The organism is Shewanella sp. Pdp11, assembly GCF_002838165.1.
In the GTDB taxonomy this organism is placed as follows: domain Bacteria; phylum Pseudomonadota; class Gammaproteobacteria; order Enterobacterales; family Shewanellaceae; genus Shewanella; species Shewanella hafniensis.
In genome coordinates this window covers 3,696,958-3,718,604 of sequence record NZ_CP015194.1, presented here as the reverse complement: position 1 = coordinate 3,718,604, position 21,647 = coordinate 3,696,958, and the positions used below count along the sequence as shown (strand labels likewise).

General features: G+C 44.6%; 16 protein-coding genes. 11 read left to right on the top strand and 5 right to left on the bottom strand.

What is annotated here, in order from left to right; genetic code table 11:
• Positions 1-194 precede the first annotated feature (194 nt).
• A complete protein-coding gene (locus tag AYJ58_RS16395; RefSeq protein WP_106651850.1) occupies positions 195-395 on the top strand; it encodes a hypothetical protein in 201 nt (66 codons plus the stop codon).
• Between the two features lie 292 nt (positions 396-687).
• On the opposite strand, the gene AYJ58_RS16385 is transcribed toward AYJ58_RS16395, so the two are convergent.
• The 3 genes from AYJ58_RS16385 to AYJ58_RS16375 form a co-directional block, all read right to left on the bottom strand.
• A complete protein-coding gene (locus tag AYJ58_RS16385) occupies positions 688-1,197 on the bottom strand; it encodes a hypothetical protein (RefSeq protein ID WP_198555491.1) in 510 nt (169 codons plus the stop codon).
• A gap of 109 nt (positions 1,198-1,306) precedes the next feature.
• Positions 1,307-5,566 carry an EAL domain-containing protein gene (locus AYJ58_RS16380; protein WP_106650944.1) on the bottom strand — a complete coding sequence of 1,420 codons (4,260 nt, stop codon included), beginning with the start codon at positions 5,564-5,566 and terminating at the stop codon, positions 1,307-1,309.
• 283 nt (positions 5,567-5,849) lie between these two features.
• Positions 5,850-8,639 carry an insulinase family protein gene (locus AYJ58_RS16375; RefSeq protein ID WP_106650943.1) on the bottom strand — a complete coding sequence of 930 codons (2,790 nt, stop codon included), beginning with the start codon at positions 8,637-8,639 and terminating at the stop codon, positions 5,850-5,852.
• Positions 8,640-8,808: 169 nt separating this feature from the next.
• Here AYJ58_RS16375 and sixA point away from each other — a divergent pair, with 169 nt between their 5' ends.
• Positions 8,809-9,279: a phosphohistidine phosphatase SixA gene (sixA, locus tag AYJ58_RS16370; RefSeq protein WP_006082236.1), complete on the top strand. Its 471-nt coding sequence runs from the start codon at positions 8,809-8,811 to the stop codon at positions 9,277-9,279.
• A 123-nt stretch (positions 9,280-9,402) separates the two neighbouring features.
• Here sixA and smrB read toward each other — a convergent pair whose 3' ends face one another.
• Positions 9,403-9,933 (bottom strand): endonuclease SmrB, encoded by a 531-nt coding sequence (gene smrB / locus AYJ58_RS16365; RefSeq protein ID WP_006082235.1) that lies wholly within the window; start codon positions 9,931-9,933, stop codon positions 9,403-9,405.
• A gap of 80 nt (positions 9,934-10,013) precedes the next feature.
• Between smrB and prmB the strand changes: the two genes are divergently transcribed.
• The 6 genes from prmB to AYJ58_RS16335 all read left to right on the top strand — a co-directional run bounded on the left by prmB (position 10,014) and on the right by AYJ58_RS16335 (position 15,746).
• Positions 10,014-10,958 carry a 50S ribosomal protein L3 N(5)-glutamine methyltransferase gene (gene prmB, locus AYJ58_RS16360; RefSeq protein WP_106650942.1) on the top strand — a complete coding sequence of 315 codons (945 nt, stop codon included), beginning with the start codon at positions 10,014-10,016 and terminating at the stop codon, positions 10,956-10,958.
• Positions 10,959-11,082: 124 nt separating this feature from the next.
• Complete coding sequence (gene aroC / locus AYJ58_RS16355; protein ID WP_006082233.1) at positions 11,083-12,177, top strand: chorismate synthase; 1,095 nt, start codon at positions 11,083-11,085, stop codon at positions 12,175-12,177.
• A gap of 104 nt (positions 12,178-12,281) precedes the next feature.
• On the top strand, positions 12,282-13,457 hold the full coding sequence (locus tag AYJ58_RS16350) for an MFS transporter (RefSeq protein ID WP_106650941.1): 1,176 nt from the start codon (positions 12,282-12,284) through the stop codon (positions 13,455-13,457).
• A gap of 58 nt (positions 13,458-13,515) precedes the next feature.
• Entirely contained in the window at positions 13,516-14,694 is a 1,179-nt protein-coding gene (locus tag AYJ58_RS16345) for an ATP-NAD kinase family protein (protein ID WP_106650940.1), read from the top strand.
• A gap of 4 nt (positions 14,695-14,698) precedes the next feature.
• Complete coding sequence (locus AYJ58_RS16340; RefSeq protein WP_012089592.1) at positions 14,699-14,983, top strand: YfcL family protein; 285 nt, start codon at positions 14,699-14,701, stop codon at positions 14,981-14,983.
• Positions 14,973-15,746 (top strand): RNA methyltransferase, encoded by a 774-nt coding sequence (locus AYJ58_RS16335; protein ID WP_106650939.1) that lies wholly within the window; start codon positions 14,973-14,975, stop codon positions 15,744-15,746. The genes AYJ58_RS16340 and AYJ58_RS16335 overlap by 11 nt, the downstream gene beginning before the upstream one ends.
• Before the next feature lie 97 nt (positions 15,747-15,843).
• Here AYJ58_RS16335 and mnmC read toward each other — a convergent pair whose 3' ends face one another.
• On the bottom strand, positions 15,844-17,877 hold the full coding sequence (gene mnmC / locus AYJ58_RS16330) for an FAD-dependent 5-carboxymethylaminomethyl-2-thiouridine(34) oxidoreductase MnmC (protein ID WP_106650938.1): 2,034 nt from the start codon (positions 17,875-17,877) through the stop codon (positions 15,844-15,846).
• A 138-nt stretch (positions 17,878-18,015) separates the two neighbouring features.
• Between mnmC and fabB the strand changes: the two genes are divergently transcribed.
• From fabB to AYJ58_RS16315, 3 genes are all read left to right on the top strand, one after another.
• Positions 18,016-19,227, top strand: coding sequence for a beta-ketoacyl-ACP synthase I (fabB, locus tag AYJ58_RS16325; protein WP_198555489.1), 1,212 nt, complete (start codon positions 18,016-18,018; stop codon positions 19,225-19,227).
• A gap of 160 nt (positions 19,228-19,387) precedes the next feature.
• The gene (locus tag AYJ58_RS16320) at positions 19,388-20,518 is read left to right on the top strand and encodes a 4-phosphoerythronate dehydrogenase (RefSeq protein WP_106650936.1); all 1,131 of its coding nucleotides are present in this window, start codon (positions 19,388-19,390) and stop codon (positions 20,516-20,518) included.
• A 2-nt stretch (positions 20,519-20,520) separates the two neighbouring features.
• Positions 20,521-21,537, top strand: coding sequence for an aspartate-semialdehyde dehydrogenase (locus AYJ58_RS16315; RefSeq protein WP_106650935.1), 1,017 nt, complete (start codon positions 20,521-20,523; stop codon positions 21,535-21,537).
• Positions 21,538-21,647: the final 110 nt, after the last annotated feature.

Below are 21,647 nucleotides of genomic sequence, written 5' to 3'. Positions count from 1 at the left end.
TGTCCTGTACTGAGAACATAGCGATGAATAAGTGTTGCTCGTTTCAGCAGTCTGCAGAGAATATTTCATCCAGCCGTTAAAATGGCGTATTTAACGTGTGCACCAATCTGCAAGACTATGCGAGCAGTATCCGCATTTTGATGGGGATTCATTTCTCTACATTTATGATTTTGTTGTTTTTAAAGAGGTGGTTTGTGGTCTTGCTGGTTATCTGTATCGCATTAATCTCGGCTTGGTACTTCGGTTTAGCTGCATTTACCACAGGCCTTTCTGTTACGTATTGGGCATTACTGGGTTTTGTGCTCGGGCCACTGGCTTACCCACTTTTTACGACACACAGTCATTTAGCCTTGAGGAAAATCCGTTGTAGTGAGGAAGGGATATTAAATAGCTAATCTATCAGTATGTTATGACATATTTTTTCATACTTTTCATATTCATATAAAACTAAAGGGAGCCAATGCTCCCTTTATTGTTTTAAAGCTGCGCTAGCTTAACTTGTTATCACTGTGCATGAGTTAGACCCATAACCACAGGATTTTAATTAATTCCACCAACCTTTCGCAGAAATAACTTCAAGGTGGTTTAAGCCTTCAGGCAACTTAACTTTTTTACGCGCTGGCTTGGATAAACCGAGTGCTTTTTTGATTGAATTTAGCATAGCCACTCTCCCTAACCTGATTAATATTATGCAACTTCAGAGTTAATAAATTTAACGTAAGGATGTCCTGCTACTTCGAGAGGTTTGAACTTCACGTAAGGATGTCCTGCGATTTCAAAAGGCTTGAACTTCACGTAAGGATGCCCAGCGATTTCAAAAGGTTTAAACTTTACGTAAGGATGCCCAGCGATTTCAAAAGGTTTAAACTTTACGTAAGGATGCCCAGCGATTTCAAAAGGTTTAAACTTTACGTAAGGATGCCCAGCGATTTCGAAAGGTTTGAACTTCACGTAAGGATGTCCAGCGATTTCGAAAGGTTTGAACTTCACGTAAGGATGTCCAGCGATTTCAAAAGGCTTAAACTTCACATATGGATGCCCAGCTACTTCTACTGGAGTAAGTTTAACAGCAGGTTTTTCTGAAGTAATTGATTTAGCAGCTGGTTCTAATTTTGTGTTATCTTCAAGTGCATAAGTATTTACTGCAAAACCAATTGAAGATAATAAAGTAACGGCGGCAAGGATTCCTTTCATCATTTTGATTCTCTCTCAGGGTAGTTGATATTGATTTATTATTGACACTGATAATGCTATTGCATTTGTTGTGCCAATGTTGTAAATCGCAATCAAATTGAGAGTCAAATGATTAGGTTATGTTGCTTTTTGTGTTTGGCTTTATCATGTCCTCTTGGAGCAGCAAGGTAAACTCTTTCTCTTTGATAGCCTTACTAAAAATGTAGCCCTGAATTTCCTCACAGTTGAGTGCGCGTAAAATATTTAACTGTGCAGTTTGTTCTACACCTTCTCCCACCACTGAAAGCCCCATATTATGGGCAATGGTAATGATAGAGTCGACCATTTTGAGATCGCGATCAGACTTATCAATATCGTCAACAAAAGCTTTATCAATTTTTAAAGTATGAATCGGGAAACGTTTTAAGTATGAAAGGGACGAGTACCCAGTGCCAAAATCGTCCAGTGCCAAGCTAACGCCCATTTTCGCCAGTTGCTGCATGACTATAATCGCCGTTTCCGGCTGCTTAATGACAGTACCTTCAGTTATTTCTAATTCAAGATGACAAGCGGGGAGTTTGGTGAGCCTTAAAATTGACTCTATTCGTTGTTGGATATCGGGGAGTGCAAATTGACGTGACGATAAATTGACGGCGACTCTGCCGCTGAATATTCCTTGTTCACGCCATTTCTGCGCTGCGAAACAGGCTTTGCGTAAGACGATTTCACCAATTTCAACAATTAAACCGTTTTCTTCAGCAAGTGGAATAAAATCATTTGGGGGTATCAAGCCATGTACTGGATGATTTAATCTGACTAAAGCCTCCATGCCTGCAATTTTACCGCGCTTAAGATCAACCTTAGGCTGATAATAAACTTCAAATAGATCATCTTTTAAGCCTTCACGGATGAGATTCTCTATTTCTAACTGCCTAATCGCATGTTGATTTAATGACTCTGAATAAAACTGATAGCAATTACCTCCTGCTGACTTTGCATGGTACATAGCAATGTCAGCTTTCCTCAGTAATGCTTGCTCACTTTGCTCATCTTCTGGAAATAGTACTATACCAATACTTAATCCTAGGACTAGTTGTTCATTACTTACTTCAAAAGCGGGTTTTAACCCTTCGATAATACGGTTAGCAATCGCAGCACTGGCACTTATATCTGAGCCTTTATCTAATACAATGGCGAATTCATCTCCGCCAAGACGGTAAATACTGGTATTTTTAGGAAGTAAGGACTTAATGCGAGTAGCAACTAGCTTTAATAAAGAGTCTCCAATTTGGTGACCCAAGGAATCATTAATACGTTTAAAATTATCAAGATCAAGTACCATTAACGCATGGGCTATTTCCCGATTCACTAGGTTACTTAAGGTCACTTGTAAGTTGGAGCGATTTGGGAGTCCGGTTAAGAGATCATTATTGGTTAGTTTTCTAAGTTCTTCTTCTTGCTGCTTACGTCTAGAAATATCTGAAAAAACACCGACATAGTGTGACAATTCACCTAATTCATCATAGATAGCATCGATAGTGAGCTCCATATGGAAGTGACTTTTATCTCCTCTTGCGGCTTCCACTTCATTTGCCCAGCGTCCTTGTTGCTTCAACATGGTTCTGATTTGGGTGGAGAAGGTTTCAGGATATAAATCAAATGTGAGTAAGTTACCAATAAAATCAGTTCGGTTACGTAATGAAATCTTACAGCAAGCTTCATTAACTTCGACAAAACGGTATTCGCTGTCGAGGATAAACATGCCTTCCGAAATATTTTCAATTGCCTTTTCAAAGAGTTTTAGTTGCTCTTCTTTTTGTTTAAATTGACTAATATTTTTAATCGTACCTGTCATACGCAGGGCATTATCTTTTTCATCACGTTCTACAATTTTGGCGCGGTCTAAGATCCATACCCAATTGTCATCTTTACCTTTTACTCGGTATGCGGCTTCAAAATGATCTGTTTCACCATAAAAATGCTTATTGAGCGCTTCTCGAACACGCTCTTGATCCATTGGATGTATATTGCTCTCTTCATTTGATTTACCAGAACGGTGTCCATCACGGGGGAATTCAAGTGCTCCCCAGATATTTGAGCGGAAAATGTTGCCAGTTTCTATATCCCAGTCCCACATTTCATCACCACTTCCCCATAATGATAATTTTAATCGTTCTTCACTGAGTACAATCTGTCTTTGTGTTTCTCTACGACGTAATATGGCTTTTGTCACAAGGTAGGAAATAAATAATACAATAGCAGCATAAATAGATTTTGCTTGAAATGATGACCACCAAGGAGGTGTTATAATGACAGTAAGCTCTTTTGTTGCTGCTTTTTCACCGGAAAGTGAATTAACAGCATAAACTTGAAAAGTATAATTTCCTGGAGATAGGTTTGTATATGTTGCTGAGTTTGTTCCATTTGCAGGTATCCATATATCAGAAAGACCGAACATTCTATAGTAGTAGTTAGTTGATGAGTCGTCTGACATGGGAGATATAAAGTTGAACGAAAATGGATAGTCAGAGTATTTCAATGATATTTCATTAGATGCTGCGATTGATTGTGCTAGATAGTTACTTTCTTGATTTTGAACTATATTAAATACTAATAAATCTGATATTTCTGTTTTATTTACCTTGCTTTTCTTTACATAACTTACAACATCTTTAGGTGATACTAGACTAATGCCACTAATCCCCGCAAGTAGAGTGTTACCATTTATATTGATACCATTGGGAGCGTTGTACTCATATTGACTCCCATTTGATGTTTTTAAGGTATAAGATACTTTACTTTTTTTTTCAAAAATAATGACTTCACTTAGTGATGAGGCTGTTATAAAACCATCATTATCTACAATGGCGTAGATCTCTTTATTGTTAGAAAGTATTCTCGAAATTTTTTTATTGGTATCATTATAAAGCATCAGTGATGTTGATGTTCCGAAGTAAATGCCATTATCACTTTTTTCGATGCTGTAAGTTATTTCATTACTTAAGTTTTCTAATAATCCATTTTCATATTTTTTTAGTCCATCTTGTCCAGCTATATATATTAGATTGTCAGATGTTAACTCTACGTCAAAAATTGGCTCATTCTTTTTTGTATCAATGCTGTTAGTAATTTCACCATTTTTGATGATTAAAACTTTACCATCAGGTGTGCCAGCAGCAATTGTCAAACTATTTTCATTAATAGAGAGTGATGATATTATATTTTTGCTAATCAACTTGGATGAATCATCTTTCTGTAAAAACAACCCTTTATTAGTGCCAAAATAAAGCCCATCGTCACTTAGAGCAGCGTATTTGTATCCTTGAGTATGAGTGTTGAAACTTTTTATTAGGTTTAAATTTTCATCAAAAAGTTTTATTTTTTCAGAGTCAGATGAAACCAGAAAACCTTTAGTGTTTTTTGTAAGATGCCATGTGCTATCTGTCGTTAAGTTAGTTTTTTGCACTAAATTATTCACTTTTTTTACAATAGTGATGCCTTGATCAATACTTCCTAATACAAACATGTCTTCGGTTGCAAAAAATGAAGATGTTTTGTCAGGTCTATCAGGAGATAAAATTCCTAAAGTAGTGTTGCTGGAAATATCAACAAAATTTTCATTTGTGAAGCCATATATGTTTTTTTTGTATTTTGTAAGTAATGAAAATGCTCGATTATCGACTTTTACTATTTCATTGCCTTCGTATTCATATAATCCATCACTAAATGATATTAGCATTTTTGTGTCATTCGTTTGCTCAAAATCCATTGTTTTTCGAGCTATCTCTTTTAATTCACTCCCGCTTAGTTTAAATAATGTACCTGCATAGTCTCTTATATAATAATCGTCGCCTATTTTTATCGTTTTTTTAATTTCACTTACGCCTTTCTTTGAAAGTTCATAAGTTTGTTCTATGTTACTTATATCAATAATTGCTTTGTTGGTTCCAACAATTAAACTCTTATCACTTGAGTTGAGGCTCCAGACTGGGGAGTCATTTACCGACAGACCATAATGAGAAAATGATTCTTGCTGTTTATCATATACGACTAGACCATTATCGGTTCCAACATACAACACGCCTTGTTCATCAATGAGTAAACTTCTAATAAAAGAACTTGGAAGACCTGTTCTGGCATCATTAGCATAAAAATGTTTAAAGTTTTTCCCATCAAATCGATTAAGCCCATTAAATGTTCCAATCCATAGATAGCCATCATGGTCCTGGACTATAGACGTAACTGTGCTTTGGGAAAGTCCTTGTGGGACACCAAAAGACTGTGATTGGAGAATAATTGGAGATTTTTCAGAAAAGGGAGATGCGTTTACGTCTTCGAATGCATGCAAGCCAAAGAAAGCGAGCAAGACGATTTTAAAGAGTGCTTTAGGCATAGTGTTTGTTCTTTTTATCCGAGGATGCCATGAAACAATTGTGTTACATCACTTTTCCAGAAAGTGCGGGGTTTGTCAAAGCGGTATCGGTAAAAAATCCTTTTAACAGCATGTAGATGCAGTAAAATTGTGCGTTGTAGAAGGGGGAGAACATGGACTCGCCATGTTTTACATCAGTATTAGGCCCAACCGTGATAGATACAACTATAGTTGGGCCAATTTGTAGCGGTTTTGTTTGTTTGTCCAGCTTTACAAACAAATGTGTGTGTAAAAGTTTTTTTGTTTAGAAATTAAACTTCTCTGCTGTTTGCTTAAAGGTTTTGAGATCTGTGATCATCTTTTCTGACTGCAACACCGCCTGGGTTCTGTGCTGTTCACCCGTGCTAAATAAGACTAAGCGGTCACTGTGTTTGGTGCGCATTTTACGCATCATGAATTTGAGTAAATCAGTGCGGGTGAGCTTAGTGATTTCGTCTACGACCAGCTCCCTTTGGTTAAATTGATAATCTCTGTTGCCGACACTGACCCAATATCGCTGGCTGCGAGTTTTAAGGTTTGCATCATGCTCCATGATTTGGCTAATAAGACCGACCTTAGTGCTTTCCCATTCTTCGTTGGTGATTTGCATCACGGCATAATTAAAGTCGGCAATAAACTCATCTATCGCCTCTAATAAATGCAGTGGTCCAGTCGTGGGCGACTGGATATAAAAAATGAGCCCAGGATGACGATTGAGCGGCAGATAACCTGTGCCGACCATGTAGCCCAACTGTTTTTCAGTGCGCAGTTCGTGGAAGAAGGTGGACGACATTGTGTGGTTCAGTAAGCTAAACAGCGCCATTTTTTCTGGCGTTGCCACAGCAGACTGGTAATACACAATGATCGCGCTATCTTGATGATCTATAGCGAGTTCTCTCAGTAAGGTGCCTTGACCCGTTAAATTGACTAATTCTCTAGTGGACTCGGCGCTTGGCGTCGAAACCAAGGACAATATGTGCTCTAAGCGTTTACCGAGAGCTTGTGCTTCAGAGACTAACCAATCTCCATAAACTAGTCCTTCAAGATAGATTTTCTCGTAAAAGGCGCGTACATGGTTATGCAAATCTTCAAGGCTTATGTCTTCGAGCATTTGAGCCATGCGGGCAGGCTCATAACTGCTTTTTTGTAGCGTGACAGTGAGACTAGTGAATAATTGTGAAATAGGTTTCGCCTGCGCCAGATTTTGCCAACTGCGCAGTAGTTGAGATTTAATCAGGGCAAAGCGCTCTTCGGTAAAATTACGCTCTCTGGCTTTGTGGATTAACAGCGCTAATAACGTTTCTTGATTGCCGGTAAAGCCCGATAAATGCAGGGTAATGCCACCTTGATGCGGATAAATATTGTAGCTTAAGCCTGCAACTTCGGCTTGATAGGTTGGTTCTGTCAGATAATCGAGCAGCATTTCAACATATAGGCGGGTGAGGGCGGCATGCTTTGGGGTTTTACTCGCCTGCTCTGAGTCCAGTGACAAATACATGTGGCCCTTGGGCACATTAAACTCATCGTCTTTCTTGTGCCAAATACGGTATCCCGTCGATTCTGCAACGATCACAGGTACATCGACATCGCTCTTATCTGGTCGAGGAATGGAGTCGGCGACGATAAATGGGTTTGCTGCAGGTAGTTGTAATTCTGGGCGAATACTGCTCACTTGCCAACGAGCAAGTGATTGAGGTGCAATAGGGCGCACTTTATAGGGCGTGTGATACCAGTTGGCTTTACGATCCGTTTTAACCGATTGCGCGATAAGCTGCAGACGCATATTGTGAGGCGTCATTAGCTCGAGTAGGGCTATGGTTTCAGGGATATCCAACCCATCCATTCGATAGTCACCAAAGACCAAATCTTCGACTTCATAATGATGCATATTGATACTGAGGTGGCTGGCCAAATCGAGTGATTTAACTTGCTCTTGGTAACGAAACGCCATTTTGAGTAAGTTTGCGCGCTCTAAATAACGCCATTCATCTAAGCCTTGGGTTTTGATGAGCTCAATATACTCAAAACAGCAGCTGATAATCTCATCAAGATTCGCTAGTCCCTTATCGGTTAACTGTAAACCGATACTGTAATCTTTGAAGTTATAACCATTTACGCCGCCGCCCGCAGACAAGTTATTCACCAGTCCCTGCTCTTTAAGATAGGACAACAGGCTGCCATGGCTCTCATTGCCTAAAATATGGCTGATATAAGTCAACGGTTTACGTTTGTAGTAGTGGTCAATGCCTGGGAAATTAAAGCTGATGCTTAAGCGTTTTTGCTCCTTAAGCGGCACGATATCGATTTGGGTTAACAGCTCATTTTCCGAAAACAGCGGCACTTGAGGATAGTTTTTCACTAAGTTCAAGTTTCGGATCCCGCTAAAATAATGGCTGGCTAACTCTTCTAATTCGTCGAGGGAAAGCGGCGCGACTAAGCACAGGGTCATTAAGTTGGCGCTGTAGTGGCTTTGATAGAAATCGAGTAATTCGCTACGTACCTGTGCTTGCTCTCCGCCTAAGGTCACTAAGTTACCGACTGAAAATTTTGAGAAAGGATGCAGTGGATTAACTGTCTCTTTGAGCACTTGATAGATACGGCGGATATCGTCTTTCAGTTTTAAACTAAATTCAGATTCAATGGCTTGGCGCTCTCTGTCGACTAAATCTAAATCAAATTTAGGGGCGATAAAAAATTGGCTGAATCTGTCTAAGGAGTCGGCAAATACGTCTTCATTGATGGTGAAAAAGAAGTTAGTGTGTTCAGTGCCCGTCCAAGCGTTATTGCTGCCGCCATGTTGGTTGATAAAGGCGTGGTACTCGCCTGAGTCGGGAAATTTTTCGGTACCAAGAAAGAGCATATGCTCTAAAAAGTGTGCCATGCCGGGTCTATCTGCGGGATCATCAAAATGACCCACGCCTACAGCCATAGATGCGGCCGCTTGGCTGGCATCTTGATCTTCAACCAATAACACCCTAAGCGCGTTATCTAACACAAGATAACGATACTGGCGGTGATCGTTTGGACTTTTATAAATGGACTGAGAGGCTTGCAAAGAGACACTCCGATAACGATAGCTTGTTATATATTGATAGTCTTAATGGTTTTTAGCAAATATCTCTTGTGTTTATCGACTAAAGATTAAGCCTTACATGGTTTGTTGAAATGAATTTTAGGGCTACAATTGGGATAAAACAAAAACAAGTTTGAGTCGCGAGAGAAGTATGCAGCTATTTTTGATGAGACATGGTGACGCCGGATTTAATGCTCAGTCTGATAGAGACAGAACACTGACCGATGTTGGAAGGCACCATACTGTGTTGATGAGCAACTGGTTGGCTCGCAGTGTGACTGATTTCGATCTTGTTTTGGTGAGTCCTTACTTACGTGCACAGCAAACTTGGCAGGAGCTGAGTCAGCATTTTCCTGAGCCGCGTAAGTGGTTAGTCGCTGATGATCTTGTGCCTTCTGGCGATCCCGCCAATGTAGCAGCTTTAGTTGTAGCCTACGCTGAGTTATACAAGGCGGATAAAGTGCTAGTGATTGCTCACATGCCGTTATTGGGCTATTTAGTCAGTGAGTTAGTGGCGGGTGTTGAGCCGCCGTTATTTGCCACTTCGGGCATTACGCTTATTGATAAACATGCCGAGCAAGCTTCAATCGTGTGGCAGCACGCGCCCCACAGCATTAGCTAGTCTTGATTGATATCCTTTTTACAAACGAAACGGCCCACTGAATGTGGGCCGTTTGTTTTCGGTAAATCACTAAATCACTAAATCGCCAAATCGGAAACGTTAATGTTTAAAGCCGATAGCGAGTTAACGTCTATGCGGCTGCTCCCCAATATCAATCAGCACTAATAATGCCGCATCGCCACCCCATTCTTTAGGCGCTTGATGGAAAGCCTTCACCATAGGATGCTGCACTAACCACATGGGGACTTGTTGTTTCAATATGCCACTGCCATAACCATGCATAATGCAGCAGCACAGGCTTTGCTGTTTAACGCAGGCTTGGATCAGTGCCGCTAGCTCAAGTTTGGCTTCTGATTGGCGATAGCCGTGCAAATCCAGCAGTAAATCTGGCTGGTAATCTCCACGTCGCAGGCGTTTGAGTTCTAGGCTATCAACCCCTTCCTCCAACCAACGCATCGGCCCTTGTACTGGCAGTAGCGGCTGATAAGTATCTGAGAAATAACTGTTAGCATGCAGTTGCTGCTCTTTCAGTTCTATTTCCTGTTTGGTTTTTAAGGGCGTGCGAAAGTGTCGCTTATTTTGCGTGATGGGTTTAATACCATCGATAAGCGCTGAGAACATCGCCAAGCCTTCTTTGTCGTCGTCTTTATTCATGGCGGGTATTCTATTGAATCCTATGGTTTCTGAATAGAGTTCAGTTACAATGTTCGCGAACAAACTAGCGGGAGCACGTTTTGGATAAGATCTTTGTAGATGAAGCTGTGACAGAATTACGCACGATTGGCGATATGTTACGTTGGGCCGTGAGCCGTTTTAACGACGCCAATGTGTATTATGGTCATGGTACTGATAACGCGTGGGATGAAGCCATCGCCTTAGTTTTCCATGCTTTACACTTACCCGAAGAAATCGGCCAGCAAGTGATTTTAAGCAACTTGACCAGCAGTGAAAAGCATAAAATTGTCGAGTTGATTATTCGCCGTGTCAGAGAGCGCCTACCTGTGCCTTATCTGACCAACAAAGCGCGTTTTGCTGGACTTGAATTTTACGTCGATGAGCGCGTGTTAGTGCCACGTTCACCGATTGCTGAAATGATCGCCAACCGTTTTAGCCCTTGGTTATACGGCAAACCGGTAACGCGTATTTTAGATTTATGTACTGGCAGCGCTTGTATCGCCATTGCTTGCGCCTACGAATTTGAAGACGCCGAAGTCGATGCGCTGGACATCAGCGAAGATGCCTTAGATGTGGCGCAAATCAATATCGAAACCTTAGGTGTGATGGACCGAGTATTCCCGATGCAATCGGATCTGTTTTCGGCCATCCCTGAAGGCCCTCAGTATGATTTGATTGTCTCAAACCCACCTTATGTGGATGCCGAAGACATTGGCGATATGCCAGATGAATATCACCATGAGCCTGCCATTGGTTTAGCCTCTGGTCGCGACGGCTTAGATTTAACCAAACGCATACTGGCCAATGCCGCGCAATACCTCACACCAACGGGTTTACTCGTGGTCGAAGTGGGTAATTCTATGGTGCATTTGATTGAGCAATTCCCAGAAGTGCCATTCACTTGGATTAACTTTGAAAATGGCGGCGATGGCGTATTCGTATTGACCCGCGATCAACTGGTCGAAAATCAGTCAGTGTTCGGCATTTATCGCGACGCGCAATAACCTAAAGTAGCAAATTAGGTTGAGACTTTTCCCGCTGCCAGTTAGGCTTGCAGCGGGAAAATAAATGGTCCAGTGGTCGCTGGACACGGAGCGATGAAAAAATAACCTAAGGTGTACAAAGCGGATGTCTGGAAACAGTATTGGTCAAAATTTTGTAGTGACGACGTTTGGTGAGAGTCACGGTGTTGCGCTCGGTTGCATTATTGATGGTTGCCCACCCGGGCTTGAATTAACCGAAGCCGATATGCAGCACGATCTAGACCGCCGTCGTCCAGGGACATCCCGCTATACCACGGCCCGCCGTGAGCCAGACGAAGTGCGGATTTTATCCGGCGTTTTCGAAGGTAAAACCACGGGCACTTCAATTGGACTCTTGATCGAAAATACCGATCAACGCAGTCAAGATTACTCTAATATCAAAGATTTATTCCGCCCTGGACACGCCGATTATACCTACCAGCAAAAGTACGGTATGCGTGATTATCGAGGTGGTGGCCGTTCGTCTGCCCGTGAAACCGCGATGCGCGTTGCGGCGGGTGCTGTGGCTAAAAAGTATTTGAAGCAAGTTCACGGTATCGAGATCTATGGGTTTATGTCACAGCTGGGTCCTATTTGTGCGCAGACTATTGATCTTGACCAAATTGAGCAAAATGCCTTTTTCTTCCCCGATGCCAGCAAGCTTGAAGCGCTTGATGAATACATGCGTGAGCTGAAAAAATCAGGTGACTCCATTGGCGCGAAAATCTCGGTTATCGCGACAGGTGTGCCAGTGGGTTTAGGTGAGCCAGTATTTGATAGGCTCGATGCCGATATCGCCCACGCTTTGATGGGCATCAATGCCGTTAAAGGTGTTGAAATTGGTGATGGTTTTGGCGTGGTGACGCAAAAGGGCTCCGAAGGTCGTGACTTAATGTCGCCGCAAGGCTTTGAATCCAACCATGCGGGCGGTGTGCTCGGTGGGATTTCGTCGGGTCAGCCGATCATTGCCCATATTGCCTTAAAACCCACCTCCAGCATCAGTGTGCCGGGCCAAAGTATGACGGCGCAGGGGGAAATGGCCGAAGTTGTCACTAAAGGTCGTCACGATCCTTGTGTTGGGATCCGCGCGGTACCGATTGCCGAAGCTATGCTTGCCATTGTGTTGATGGATCACTTGTTAAGGCACAGAGCGCAAAATCAGGATGTACGCAGTCACACGCCCGTTCTCGGAATGAGATAGGGGTATGCGATAGGAGCATGAGATAGGGGTATGCGATAGGCGCATGAGGTAGATGGTGTGCGATAACAATCCAACAAGTGACATGAGATAAAGGGAATGCGTTAATGTCAACTTCTTCTAGCACAAGCCGGCAATTACGCTGGCTTTGTGCCTGCTATTTTTTCTTCTTTTCTATTCTCGGTACTATGGTCCCTTATCTTGGGGTCTTCTTCGAAAATCGCGGTTTTAATCCTCAAGAAATTGGCTTTCTACTCGCTATCCTAATGGCGACGCGCATCGTAGCGCCGAATGTGTGGGCCAAAGTGGCTGACCGAACGGGAATGCGTGCCGAGCTGATAAAAATGGGCGCGGGAGCCGCCGCGCTGGCGTATTTGAGTTTCTTCTACCATGGCGGTTTTGTGTATATGGCGCTGAGTTTGGCCCTCTATACCTTCTTTTGGAACGCAATCCTCGCCCAGCTTGAAGTGATCACCTTAGAAACCTTAGGTGAAAATGCCAGCCGCTACGGTCAAATTCGCAGTTGGGGCAGTGTTGGTTATATCTGCCTAGTTGTCGGTGCGGGCTTTGCCATTGGCCAGTGGGGCACTGAAGTGCTGCCATATATTGGTTTTTCATTATTTATCGGCATGTTAGCCAGTGCGTTGCCATTACCGGCCAATCGCTTAGTGCGCGACACCAGCCAAGTGCGGCCGCCATTGCAATGGCATCGGGCGATTATTTGGTTCTTAGTCTCGGCCATGTTGCTGCAAATGAGCGCGGGACCTTTCTACGGCTTCTTCGTCTTATATTTAAAACAAGCGGGTTACTCAGAATCCTCGGCGGGGATATTTGTCGCCCTTGGCGCTATGGCCGAGATTGTGATGTTTATGTTCGCACCGCGTTTACTGGGCCGCTATGGCGTTAATACCCTATTGATTGTCAGTATCGGCATGACTTGCTTGCGTTGGTTGTTGGTCGCCTTTGGGGTAGACAGCGTGTTGTGGCTAGGTGTTAGTCAATTATTACATGCCTTTACCTTTGGCTTAACCCATGCGGCATCGATTCAATTTGTGCATAAACATTTCGATGCGAGTCACAGAAGCCAAGGTCAAGCCCTGTATGCCAGCTTAAGTTTTGGTGTTGGCGGCGCGCTCGGCACTTGGATTTGTGGCTATATTTGGGGCGATGGAAGCGGGGCGGTTTGGTCTTGGGTATTTGCAGCAGGATGCGCCTTTGCCGCTATGCTGGCGGTATTCTTTATTCCTACGGATAAACCGAGTGTTGTAGCCCATACGGCCTAGTCATATCCATTAAGATAAAAGTATAAAAAATCAAAAGATTGTGTTAAGTGAGGTAAAGGTGATTCGGTTTCGTTTAGGGTTAGTTATCAATCCATTGGCTGGCTTAGGTGGCAGTGTTGGCCTTAAGGGCAGCGATGGCGTTGCGCGAGAGGCGCTTGCCTTAGGCGCCGAACCCAAAGCCGCCTTGCGTATGATGCAGGCCCTTGAGATTATCCGTGATTATAGTGATGACATTGAAGTCATTACCGCTTCGGGCATCATGGGTGAAGATGCGGCTAAAACACTCGGTTTTACCACGCGAGTGGTGTATCACACTCCAGATAAAACACAGGCGCAGGATACGCAGGCCGTTGTGCGCGCGCTGCTGGATGAACCACTGGATTTACTGCTCTTTGCCGGTGGTGACGGCACGGCTCGCGATGTTTATTCCGTGTTTGAACAAGCCACTATCGATGACAAATTACCCGTGCTTGGCGTGCCCGCTGGCGTGAAAATTCATTCCGGCGTTTACGGTATTACGCCCCATGCCTCTGGCATGGTGGTCAAAATGTTACTCGATGGCGAACTCGTTAGTTTGATGTCCGCCGATGTGATGGATATCGACGAGGTGGCTTTTCGCCAAGGCACAGTGCGCGCTAAGCGCTTTGGTGAGCTTTTAGTACCCGCCGAGCCGCGCTATGTGCAAGCGGTGAAGATGGGCGGCAAGGAAGTCGATGAACTCGTGCTGGCTGATATCGCCGCCGATGTGATCAATCAAATGGAAGATGAACTGTACATCATGGGCTCTGGCAGTACGGTTGCCTTTGTGATGGAAGAGTTAGGACTCGATAATACCCTGTTAGGTGTTGATCTTATTCAAGATAAAAATCTTGTCGGTAGTGACTTAACCGCAAATGAATTACTCGAACTGACCCAAGATAAGCCGACTAAGTTGGTGATTACTTTAATTGGCGGTCAAGGCCATATCTTAGGGCGCGGTAATCAACAATTGTCGCCTGAGCTGATTCGGCGTATCGGAAAAGACAATATTATTATCCTCGCCACAAAAACTAAGTTAAAAGCACTTGATGGACGACCACTAATTGTGGATAGTGGCGACCCTAAATTAGATAGCGAGCTTGGCGGCTATTACAAAGTGACGACGGGCTACCATGATTACGTCATGTATCAGGTGGCCAATCCAGATTTATTGGTCGCAGCAGATGTGTCGGCCAATCCAGTATTAATGGAGAGTTAGACCCATGTTAGAGCATTACGAAGACGCATTAGAACAGTGGATCGCCAGTGTAGTCAGCCATGGTGATGACGATGCTTTATTTGCCTGTGGCTACTTACAGGGTCATGTCGCCGTTGTGTTATCGCAACTTGAAGCGCAGGGTGAAACCGATCTTGATGCTTTAATGCTAAAAATGACCGACTGTTTAGCACTCGCGCGCCAAGAATTAAACGATGCCGATTATGCCTTGGTTGAACAGGCATGGGCACAGTTGCATGCATGGATTGTAGGCGAATTAGATGTTGCCTAGGGTTATGCCTATGACTGACGATGAGCGAGTGACTAATACTGCAGTGACTAGTACCAAAGTAACGAGTACAGAAATGCCGAGTGCTGAATTAGCCTGTGAGCAAACGCTCGATGCTAGCGCGGTATTTATCGGTTTAGTGAATCCTAAAACGCCCGTTAACGTCGGGGGCATTATGCGCGCATCGGGTTGTTATGGCGTCGATGGCGTATTTTACACTGGCAGGCGCTACGAGTTAGCCGCGCGTTCGGGTGCAGTGCAATACCATGTCGATACTAAAGATGCTGGCGAGCGCATTCCGCTCACGGGCGTCACTTCATTGTTAGCCGCGATTCCGGCGGACACTCAGCTTATTTGTGTCGATTTGGTGGTGGGCGCGACGCCGCTACCGGATTTTGTCCATCCCGCGAAAGCCTTTTATGTGTTTGGTCCTGAAGATGGCACCATTGGTCAAGAGATTATCGATAAAGCCGATGCCGTAGTGTATGTGCCTACGGTCGGGTGTATGAATCTTGCGGCTTCGGTCAATGTGCTGTTATACGACAGATTGGCCAAATCCCATCGCGTGGCTGCAAGCCTGACATCGAGCCTAGCATCTGGTCTACCTTCGAACCTAAGTGGCGATGCACTGATCCGCCAGAGTCGTGATAACAACAATCGTACTCGGGTGAAAGTGGCGAGAGAATCGAGAAAGCCCCGACATATTGAGCCTAGCAGTCTTGAACCTAGCAGCATTGACAACGCAATAGTCATCACAGCCGCTTAAGTGGTTTAAAAATAACATTTTAAAAAAGGGATTAAGCCAAGGCTTAATCCCTTTTTTATAGCGCTCAAAAACGTTATTTTTTCTAGCGATTGATTGCCTAGAGCGCTTTACCCTTGAGCAATTTTCGCAGCCACATGCGATTGGGGTTGAGTTTACACAGGGTTTCTTTATCGAGTGGTATTGGCTCGCCGCAAAGCTGCGCCGCGAGACATTCGGCGGCAAGTGGTCCAGAACTTAACCCTCGTGAGCCTAACCCACCAAGAATATACAGTCCTTGATGCACTGGCGCTGGCGTGGTTTGCCAGTAGTGACGACTCTCTTTAGTGAGTTGATGTTGCTCATAATCCTCAAGGATTTTGGCCACATCGGGCGCGCAGCCCATCATAGGGAAATGATCTCGCGTCACCATACGCACGCCAACACGGGCATTGTTGCCACTCATGTCGATATCTTTAAGCCAGCTTTGCTTCGGATAACTCTCGTGCATTTTGGCGAGGTTTTCCTGTTGCTCCTGCGGGCAAAAATCTAAATGCCTAGGTTCTTTAACGTAACTCGCGCCTAGGCAGTGGAGCCCTTGGTGACTCGGCGTTAAATAACCGTTGGCGCACAGCACAGTTGCGAGCTGACTCAATTGAAATTGTGCGGGCACATGGCTGACTTGGCCGCGAAAGGGGCTAATTTGTAATTTGTTGCTGGCATCAAATTGTGTTAATTCTGCGCCATTGGCGAGTACAAGTTGCGCAAAGGGGCCAAAGCGATGCTTGGTGGCGATTAAATACCAACCTTCACTTTGATACTCAATTTCAAGGATTTCAGTCTCCAAATGGAGCTTAACCTCGGTAAGCTGCTGCGCTTTTTGTATCGCAGCTTCGGCATATTCAAATGGACAAACCCAGCCACCTAAGGGATAGAAAAAACCTGATTTGTCGATATTAATGTTCGCAAGAGAATTGGCTTGCTGCGCATCGACTCGATAGGCAATTTCACTTGGCCAAGCTTGGCCTTGAATGATTTTATCGAGTCGTAATTGGCTGCGTTCATCGTGAGCAGTTTGCAATACCCCGCAAAAATCATGGGAAATCGACGTTTGATTTGGTGCGGGGGCTGATGTCAGCGCCTGCACTCGACGTCGACTAAATAAAAATGCCTGTTGGAAGAAGCGGCTAAGCTCGTCATTTTCCGGTGTCAGCAGTGGATAAATCGCCCCTTGACGATTGCCCGAGGCGCCTTGGCCAAGCTTGGCATCTTTACAAAACAGCTGCGTGCCTTGGCCTCGCTCGGCCAAAGACAGCGCTAAATGCGCCGAGGCTAAGCCACCGCCTATGATGGCAATCGAGCTGGACGTGTCCGAGGGTAAGATTGCAGCCATAGGATTAAAGGCATAGGCTTTGGCATCTTGCTGGCGTAAGACGTGGCGCTCGTGTAACAAAATGGCATCGGGCTGATGGTTTGTCTGTATTTCAGTGCAGGTAAAATCCCTCACCTCAAAGCCACAGGCTTGGAAACGATTGATTGTTGTTTCGTTTAATCCGCTTGATTCGCTTGATTCAATAGTGGCGCTATCGTCACTGAGTTTTGCCATCTGCCAGAGGCTTTGATGATTTAGCGCCTGTTGCTGATGGGGCAATACCAGCCAGTGCTGAACGGGGTGAAGTGGAGAATGGATGAGTGAACTGAGCTGGGATTGAATATCACCAAAGTGCAGGTCGATTGTGAAACGACCGTCATCAAAAATTAATCTCTGGCAACCTATAATAGCCGCAGGCTCTGCATGAAGTAAGCGTTGGGCAAGTGGCTCAAGTTCAGGCTCTTTGGTTAAACAGGTGGATTGATCCCAAAGTAATTTAAGTTCGTAAGCATTAATCGGATTGGGTTCGAACACCTTAAGGAGTAAACGTTGGCTAGGATTCGCCTGAGTGCGCCACCAAGATAAGAGTTCAAGCCCGTTACCTAAACCAATTTGGCCTAATACTAAGAGTTTTTGCTGTGAATGAGCCTCAAATACCCGCTTCTGATAAATGCTCAACTTGCTGAGATAGTGTGCATCAGTGTCAGCTGTTGCGGGATAAAGGTTGATTAATTGCGGGTAATCACGCTTAATTTGGCAAGGTTTATTGGGCTCTGCAGTCAAAGAAATTTACTCTCGGTCTCATAATTGGCATTATTTTACTCGCCTTTATGGAAAGCTGACCACTTAATTGAGTCAAAACAGATACTATTGGCTCAGCGAAAAGTAGGTACTGACATGTACACAATGGATAGCAATAAAATGAAAAGAGTCGTGATCACCGGAATGGGTGTTGTTTCAAGTATCGGTAATAACAAGCAAGAAGTGACCGAGTCACTGAAAGCGGGCCGCAGTGGTATTACGCATTCAGCTCAGTTTGAAGAGATGCAGTTACGTAGCCACGTATGGGGTGACATCAAGTTAAACCCAGCTGAGCATATCGATCGTAAAGCGCTACGCTTCATGGGCGATGCCGCTGCCTATGCTTACATTGCGATGCAAGAAGCTGTTAGCGATGCCAATTTAACTGAAGAGCAGTATTCAGATCCGCGCGTCGGTTTGATTGTCGGTACAGGCGGCGCATCATCGTCTAACCAAGTGCAATCTGCCGATACACTGCGTGAAAAAGGCGTTAAACGTGTTGGTCCGTATATTGTGCCTCGCATCATGTCGAGCACGGCCAGCGCTTGTTTGGCTACGCCATTTAAAATTAAAGGCATGAACTATTCTATCAGTTCAGCTTGTGCAACCAGCGCCCACTGTATTGGTCACGCCGTTGAACTTATCCAAATGGGTAAGCAAGACATGGTGTTTGCCGGTGGTGCTGAAGAAGTGGATTGGACGCTGACCATGGGCTTTGATGCTATGGGCGCACTGTCAACTAAGTACAATGCCACACCAGAAAAAGCCTCTCGTACCTATGATGCAGACCGTGATGGTTTTGTGATCTCTGGCGGCGGCGGTATTTTAGTGGTTGAAGAGTTAGAGCATGCTCTGGCTCGCGGCGCAAAAATTTACGCAGAAGTGATTGGTTATGGCGCGTCTTCAGACGGTTATGACATGGTAGCGCCATCTGGCGAAGGCGCAGTGCGTTGTATGCAAATGGCGATGATGGATGTCGATACCCCAATCGATTACATCAACACTCATGGCACTTCAACGCCAGTGGGCGACGTGCGTGAATTAGAAGCGCTACGTGAAGTTTTCAAAGACAAGTGCCCACCGATTGCATCGACTAAGTCTATGACAGGTCATGCATTAGGCGCCGCAGGCGTACATGAAGCGATTTACAGCTTAATCATGATGGAAAACAGCTTTATTGCCCCAAGCATCAATATTGAAAATCTGGACGACGCGGCGAAAGACATGCCTATCGTTCGTGAATATCGCGCTGCTGAGCTGAACACTGTGATGAGCAACAGCTTCGGTTTTGGCGGTACAAACGCCACGCTAGTGATGCGTAAATTCAAATAAGTTTATTGATTAAACGCGATAGAAGGGAAGCTTAGGCTTCCCTTTTTTATGGGCGTTTTATGTGAACCTGTTGCATAGGCAGGGATTTATCCCATTAGTCTTGTTAGAATACCGAGCATCTTGATGCCTTCCATTCCCACTTTTATCCGATCAGGTGCCCATGAAGATTTTAGTCGATGAAAATATGCCCTATGTTGAACCGCTATTTGGCGATCTCGGGGACATTATTCCTGTTAACGGCCGTACGTTAACCGCCGAGCAAGTACGCGAGGCCGATGTGCTATTAGTGCGCTCGGTCACCAAAGTGAATGCCGAATTGCTCTCTGGCAATAACAAGCTGAAATTTGTCGGCAGTGCCACCATAGGCACAGATCATGTGGATTTAACCTATCTTGCTGAGCGAAATATTCCCTTCTCTAATGCACCAGGTTGCAATGCGACTGCGGTTGGGGAGTTTGCTTTTATCGCTATGCTGGAGTTAGCGCAGCGGTTTAATTCGCCGCTTAAGGGCAAAGTTGTCGGCATAGTGGGCGCGGGCAACACTGGCACTGCAACAGCTAAATGCTTGCAAGCCTACGGTATTAATGTGTTGCTTAATGATCCCATCAAAGAGAAACAGGGCGATCCACGCAGTTTTGTGAGTTTAGAGACCATCATGGCGCAGGCCGATATCATTAGTTTGCATGTGCCCATCACGCGCACGGGCGAGCATAAAACCAAGCATTTGTTCGATGAGGCGCGCTTAAAGGCACTCAAACCCAATACATGGTTAGTGAATTGCTGCCGCGGTGATGTGATAGATAATCAGGCGCTTATCAAAGTGAAGCGTCAGCGTGACGATCTTAAGTTAGTGCTCGACGTGTGGGAGGGTGAGCCAACACCGATGCCTGAACTGGTGCCTCTGGCTGAATTTGCCACCCCGCATATTGCAGGTTACAGCTTAGAAGGTAAGGCGCGCGGCACTTTTATGCTTTACCAAAACCTGTGTCAGTTGCTGAATGTGGCAGCCGATAAAAGCCTGCTGGATCTGTTGCCAAGCTTTAACATTAAGGCGGTCGAACTAGCGACCGCGCCGAATGAAAAAGCCTTATTACAGCTTGCGCGCTTTGTCTATGATTTGCGCGACGATGACAAGATGTTCAGAAATACATTCTTAAATGAGAATGGCTTCGACACTATGAGAAAAAATCACCAACATAGACGCGAATTTAGTGCATTGACGCTGGCTTATGACGGTCAATCTGAGGTAGATTGGTTGTCCAATTTAGGTTTTTCAGGAGTCGGTCAGTAGCTATGTCACAGGAATTTAATGTTGTCGTTTTAGGTGCATCGGGCGCAGTGGGTCAAACAATGATAGAGATCCTCGAAGAGCGTAATTTCCCGGTTGCCAATTTGTACCCTTTAGCCAGTAGCCGTAGCGCCGGTGAAACGGTCAGCTTTCATGGCAAACAAATTACCATTCTCGACGTAGAAACCTTCGATTGGACCCAAGCTCAAATTGGTTTCTTTTCTGCAGGTGGTGATGTTTCCGCCAAATGGGCCCCGATTGCCGCTGAAGCAGGTTGTGTTGTGATTGATAACACCTCGCACTTTAGATACGACATCGATATTCCCTTAGTCGTACCCGAAGTGAATCCCCATGCTATTGCTGATTTTCGCAATCGCAATATCATTGCTAACCCAAATTGCTCAACGATTCAAATGCTGGTGGCGCTTAAGCCTATTTATGATGCCTATGGTATCAGCCGCATTAACGTGGCAACGTACCAGTCAGTTTCGGGTACAGGTAAAAAAGCCATTGAAGAGTTAGCGCATCAGTGCACTAAATTACTGCAAGGTTTACCTGCTGACGCTGAAGTCTATCCAAAGCAAATTGCTTTTAACGTATTGCCGCAAATCGATAAGTTTATGGATAACGGCTATACCAAAGAAGAAATGAAAATGGTCTGGGAAACCCAGAAAATTTTCGGTGACGATGAGATTTTAGTGAATGCGACCGCGGTACGTGTACCTGTGTTTTATGGTCACTCTGAAGCCATTAATATCGAAACCCGTCAGCCTGTTGATGCAGAAGACGTTAAAGCTTTACTGCGTAATGCCGAAGGAGTGGTATTGTTTGAGTCAGATGATGACTATCCAACGGCTGTAACCGATGGTGCTGGTACCGATCCGGTTTATGTGGGCCGTATTCGTAAGGATATCTCTCATTCTCATGGGATTAACCTGTGGGTGGTGTCAGACAATATTCGTAAGGGCGCAGCCTTGAACAGTGTGCAAATTGCCGAGATCTTAGTGAGAGATTATTACTAAGCACGAGATTGCATTTTATGCCCATTGAAAAAGCCTGCTGTCAGCAGGCTTTTTTTGTTTTACAATTGTGAACAGTAGCAGGGCAGGGATTTCTGGTTTATAGTAATCTC

What these genes read in the sequence shown, in the direction of transcription:
- AYJ58_RS16385 (WP_198555491.1), bottom strand. Translation starts at nt 1,197, where the DNA reads ATGATGAAAGGAATCCTTGCCGCCGTTACTTTATTATCTTCAATTGGT.
- AYJ58_RS16380 (WP_106650944.1), bottom strand. Translation starts at nt 5,566, where the DNA reads ATGCCTAAAGCACTCTTTAAAATCGTCTTGCTCGCTTTCTTTGGCTTG.
- sixA (WP_006082236.1), top strand. Translation starts at nt 8,809, where the DNA reads ATGCAGCTATTTTTGATGAGACATGGTGACGCCGGATTTAATGCTCAG.
- smrB (WP_006082235.1), bottom strand. Translation starts at nt 9,933, where the DNA reads ATGAATAAAGACGACGACAAAGAAGGCTTGGCGATGTTCTCAGCGCTT.
- aroC (WP_006082233.1), top strand. Translation starts at nt 11,083, where the DNA reads ATGTCTGGAAACAGTATTGGTCAAAATTTTGTAGTGACGACGTTTGGT.
- AYJ58_RS16350 (WP_106650941.1), top strand. Translation starts at nt 12,282, where the DNA reads ATGTCAACTTCTTCTAGCACAAGCCGGCAATTACGCTGGCTTTGTGCC.
- AYJ58_RS16340 (WP_012089592.1), top strand. Translation starts at nt 14,699, where the DNA reads ATGTTAGAGCATTACGAAGACGCATTAGAACAGTGGATCGCCAGTGTA.
- AYJ58_RS16335 (WP_106650939.1), top strand. Translation starts at nt 14,973, where the DNA reads ATGTTGCCTAGGGTTATGCCTATGACTGACGATGAGCGAGTGACTAAT.
- fabB (WP_198555489.1), top strand. Translation starts at nt 18,016, where the DNA reads ATGAAAAGAGTCGTGATCACCGGAATGGGTGTTGTTTCAAGTATCGGT.
- AYJ58_RS16320 (WP_106650936.1), top strand. Translation starts at nt 19,388, where the DNA reads ATGAAGATTTTAGTCGATGAAAATATGCCCTATGTTGAACCGCTATTT.
- AYJ58_RS16315 (WP_106650935.1), top strand. Translation starts at nt 20,521, where the DNA reads ATGTCACAGGAATTTAATGTTGTCGTTTTAGGTGCATCGGGCGCAGTG.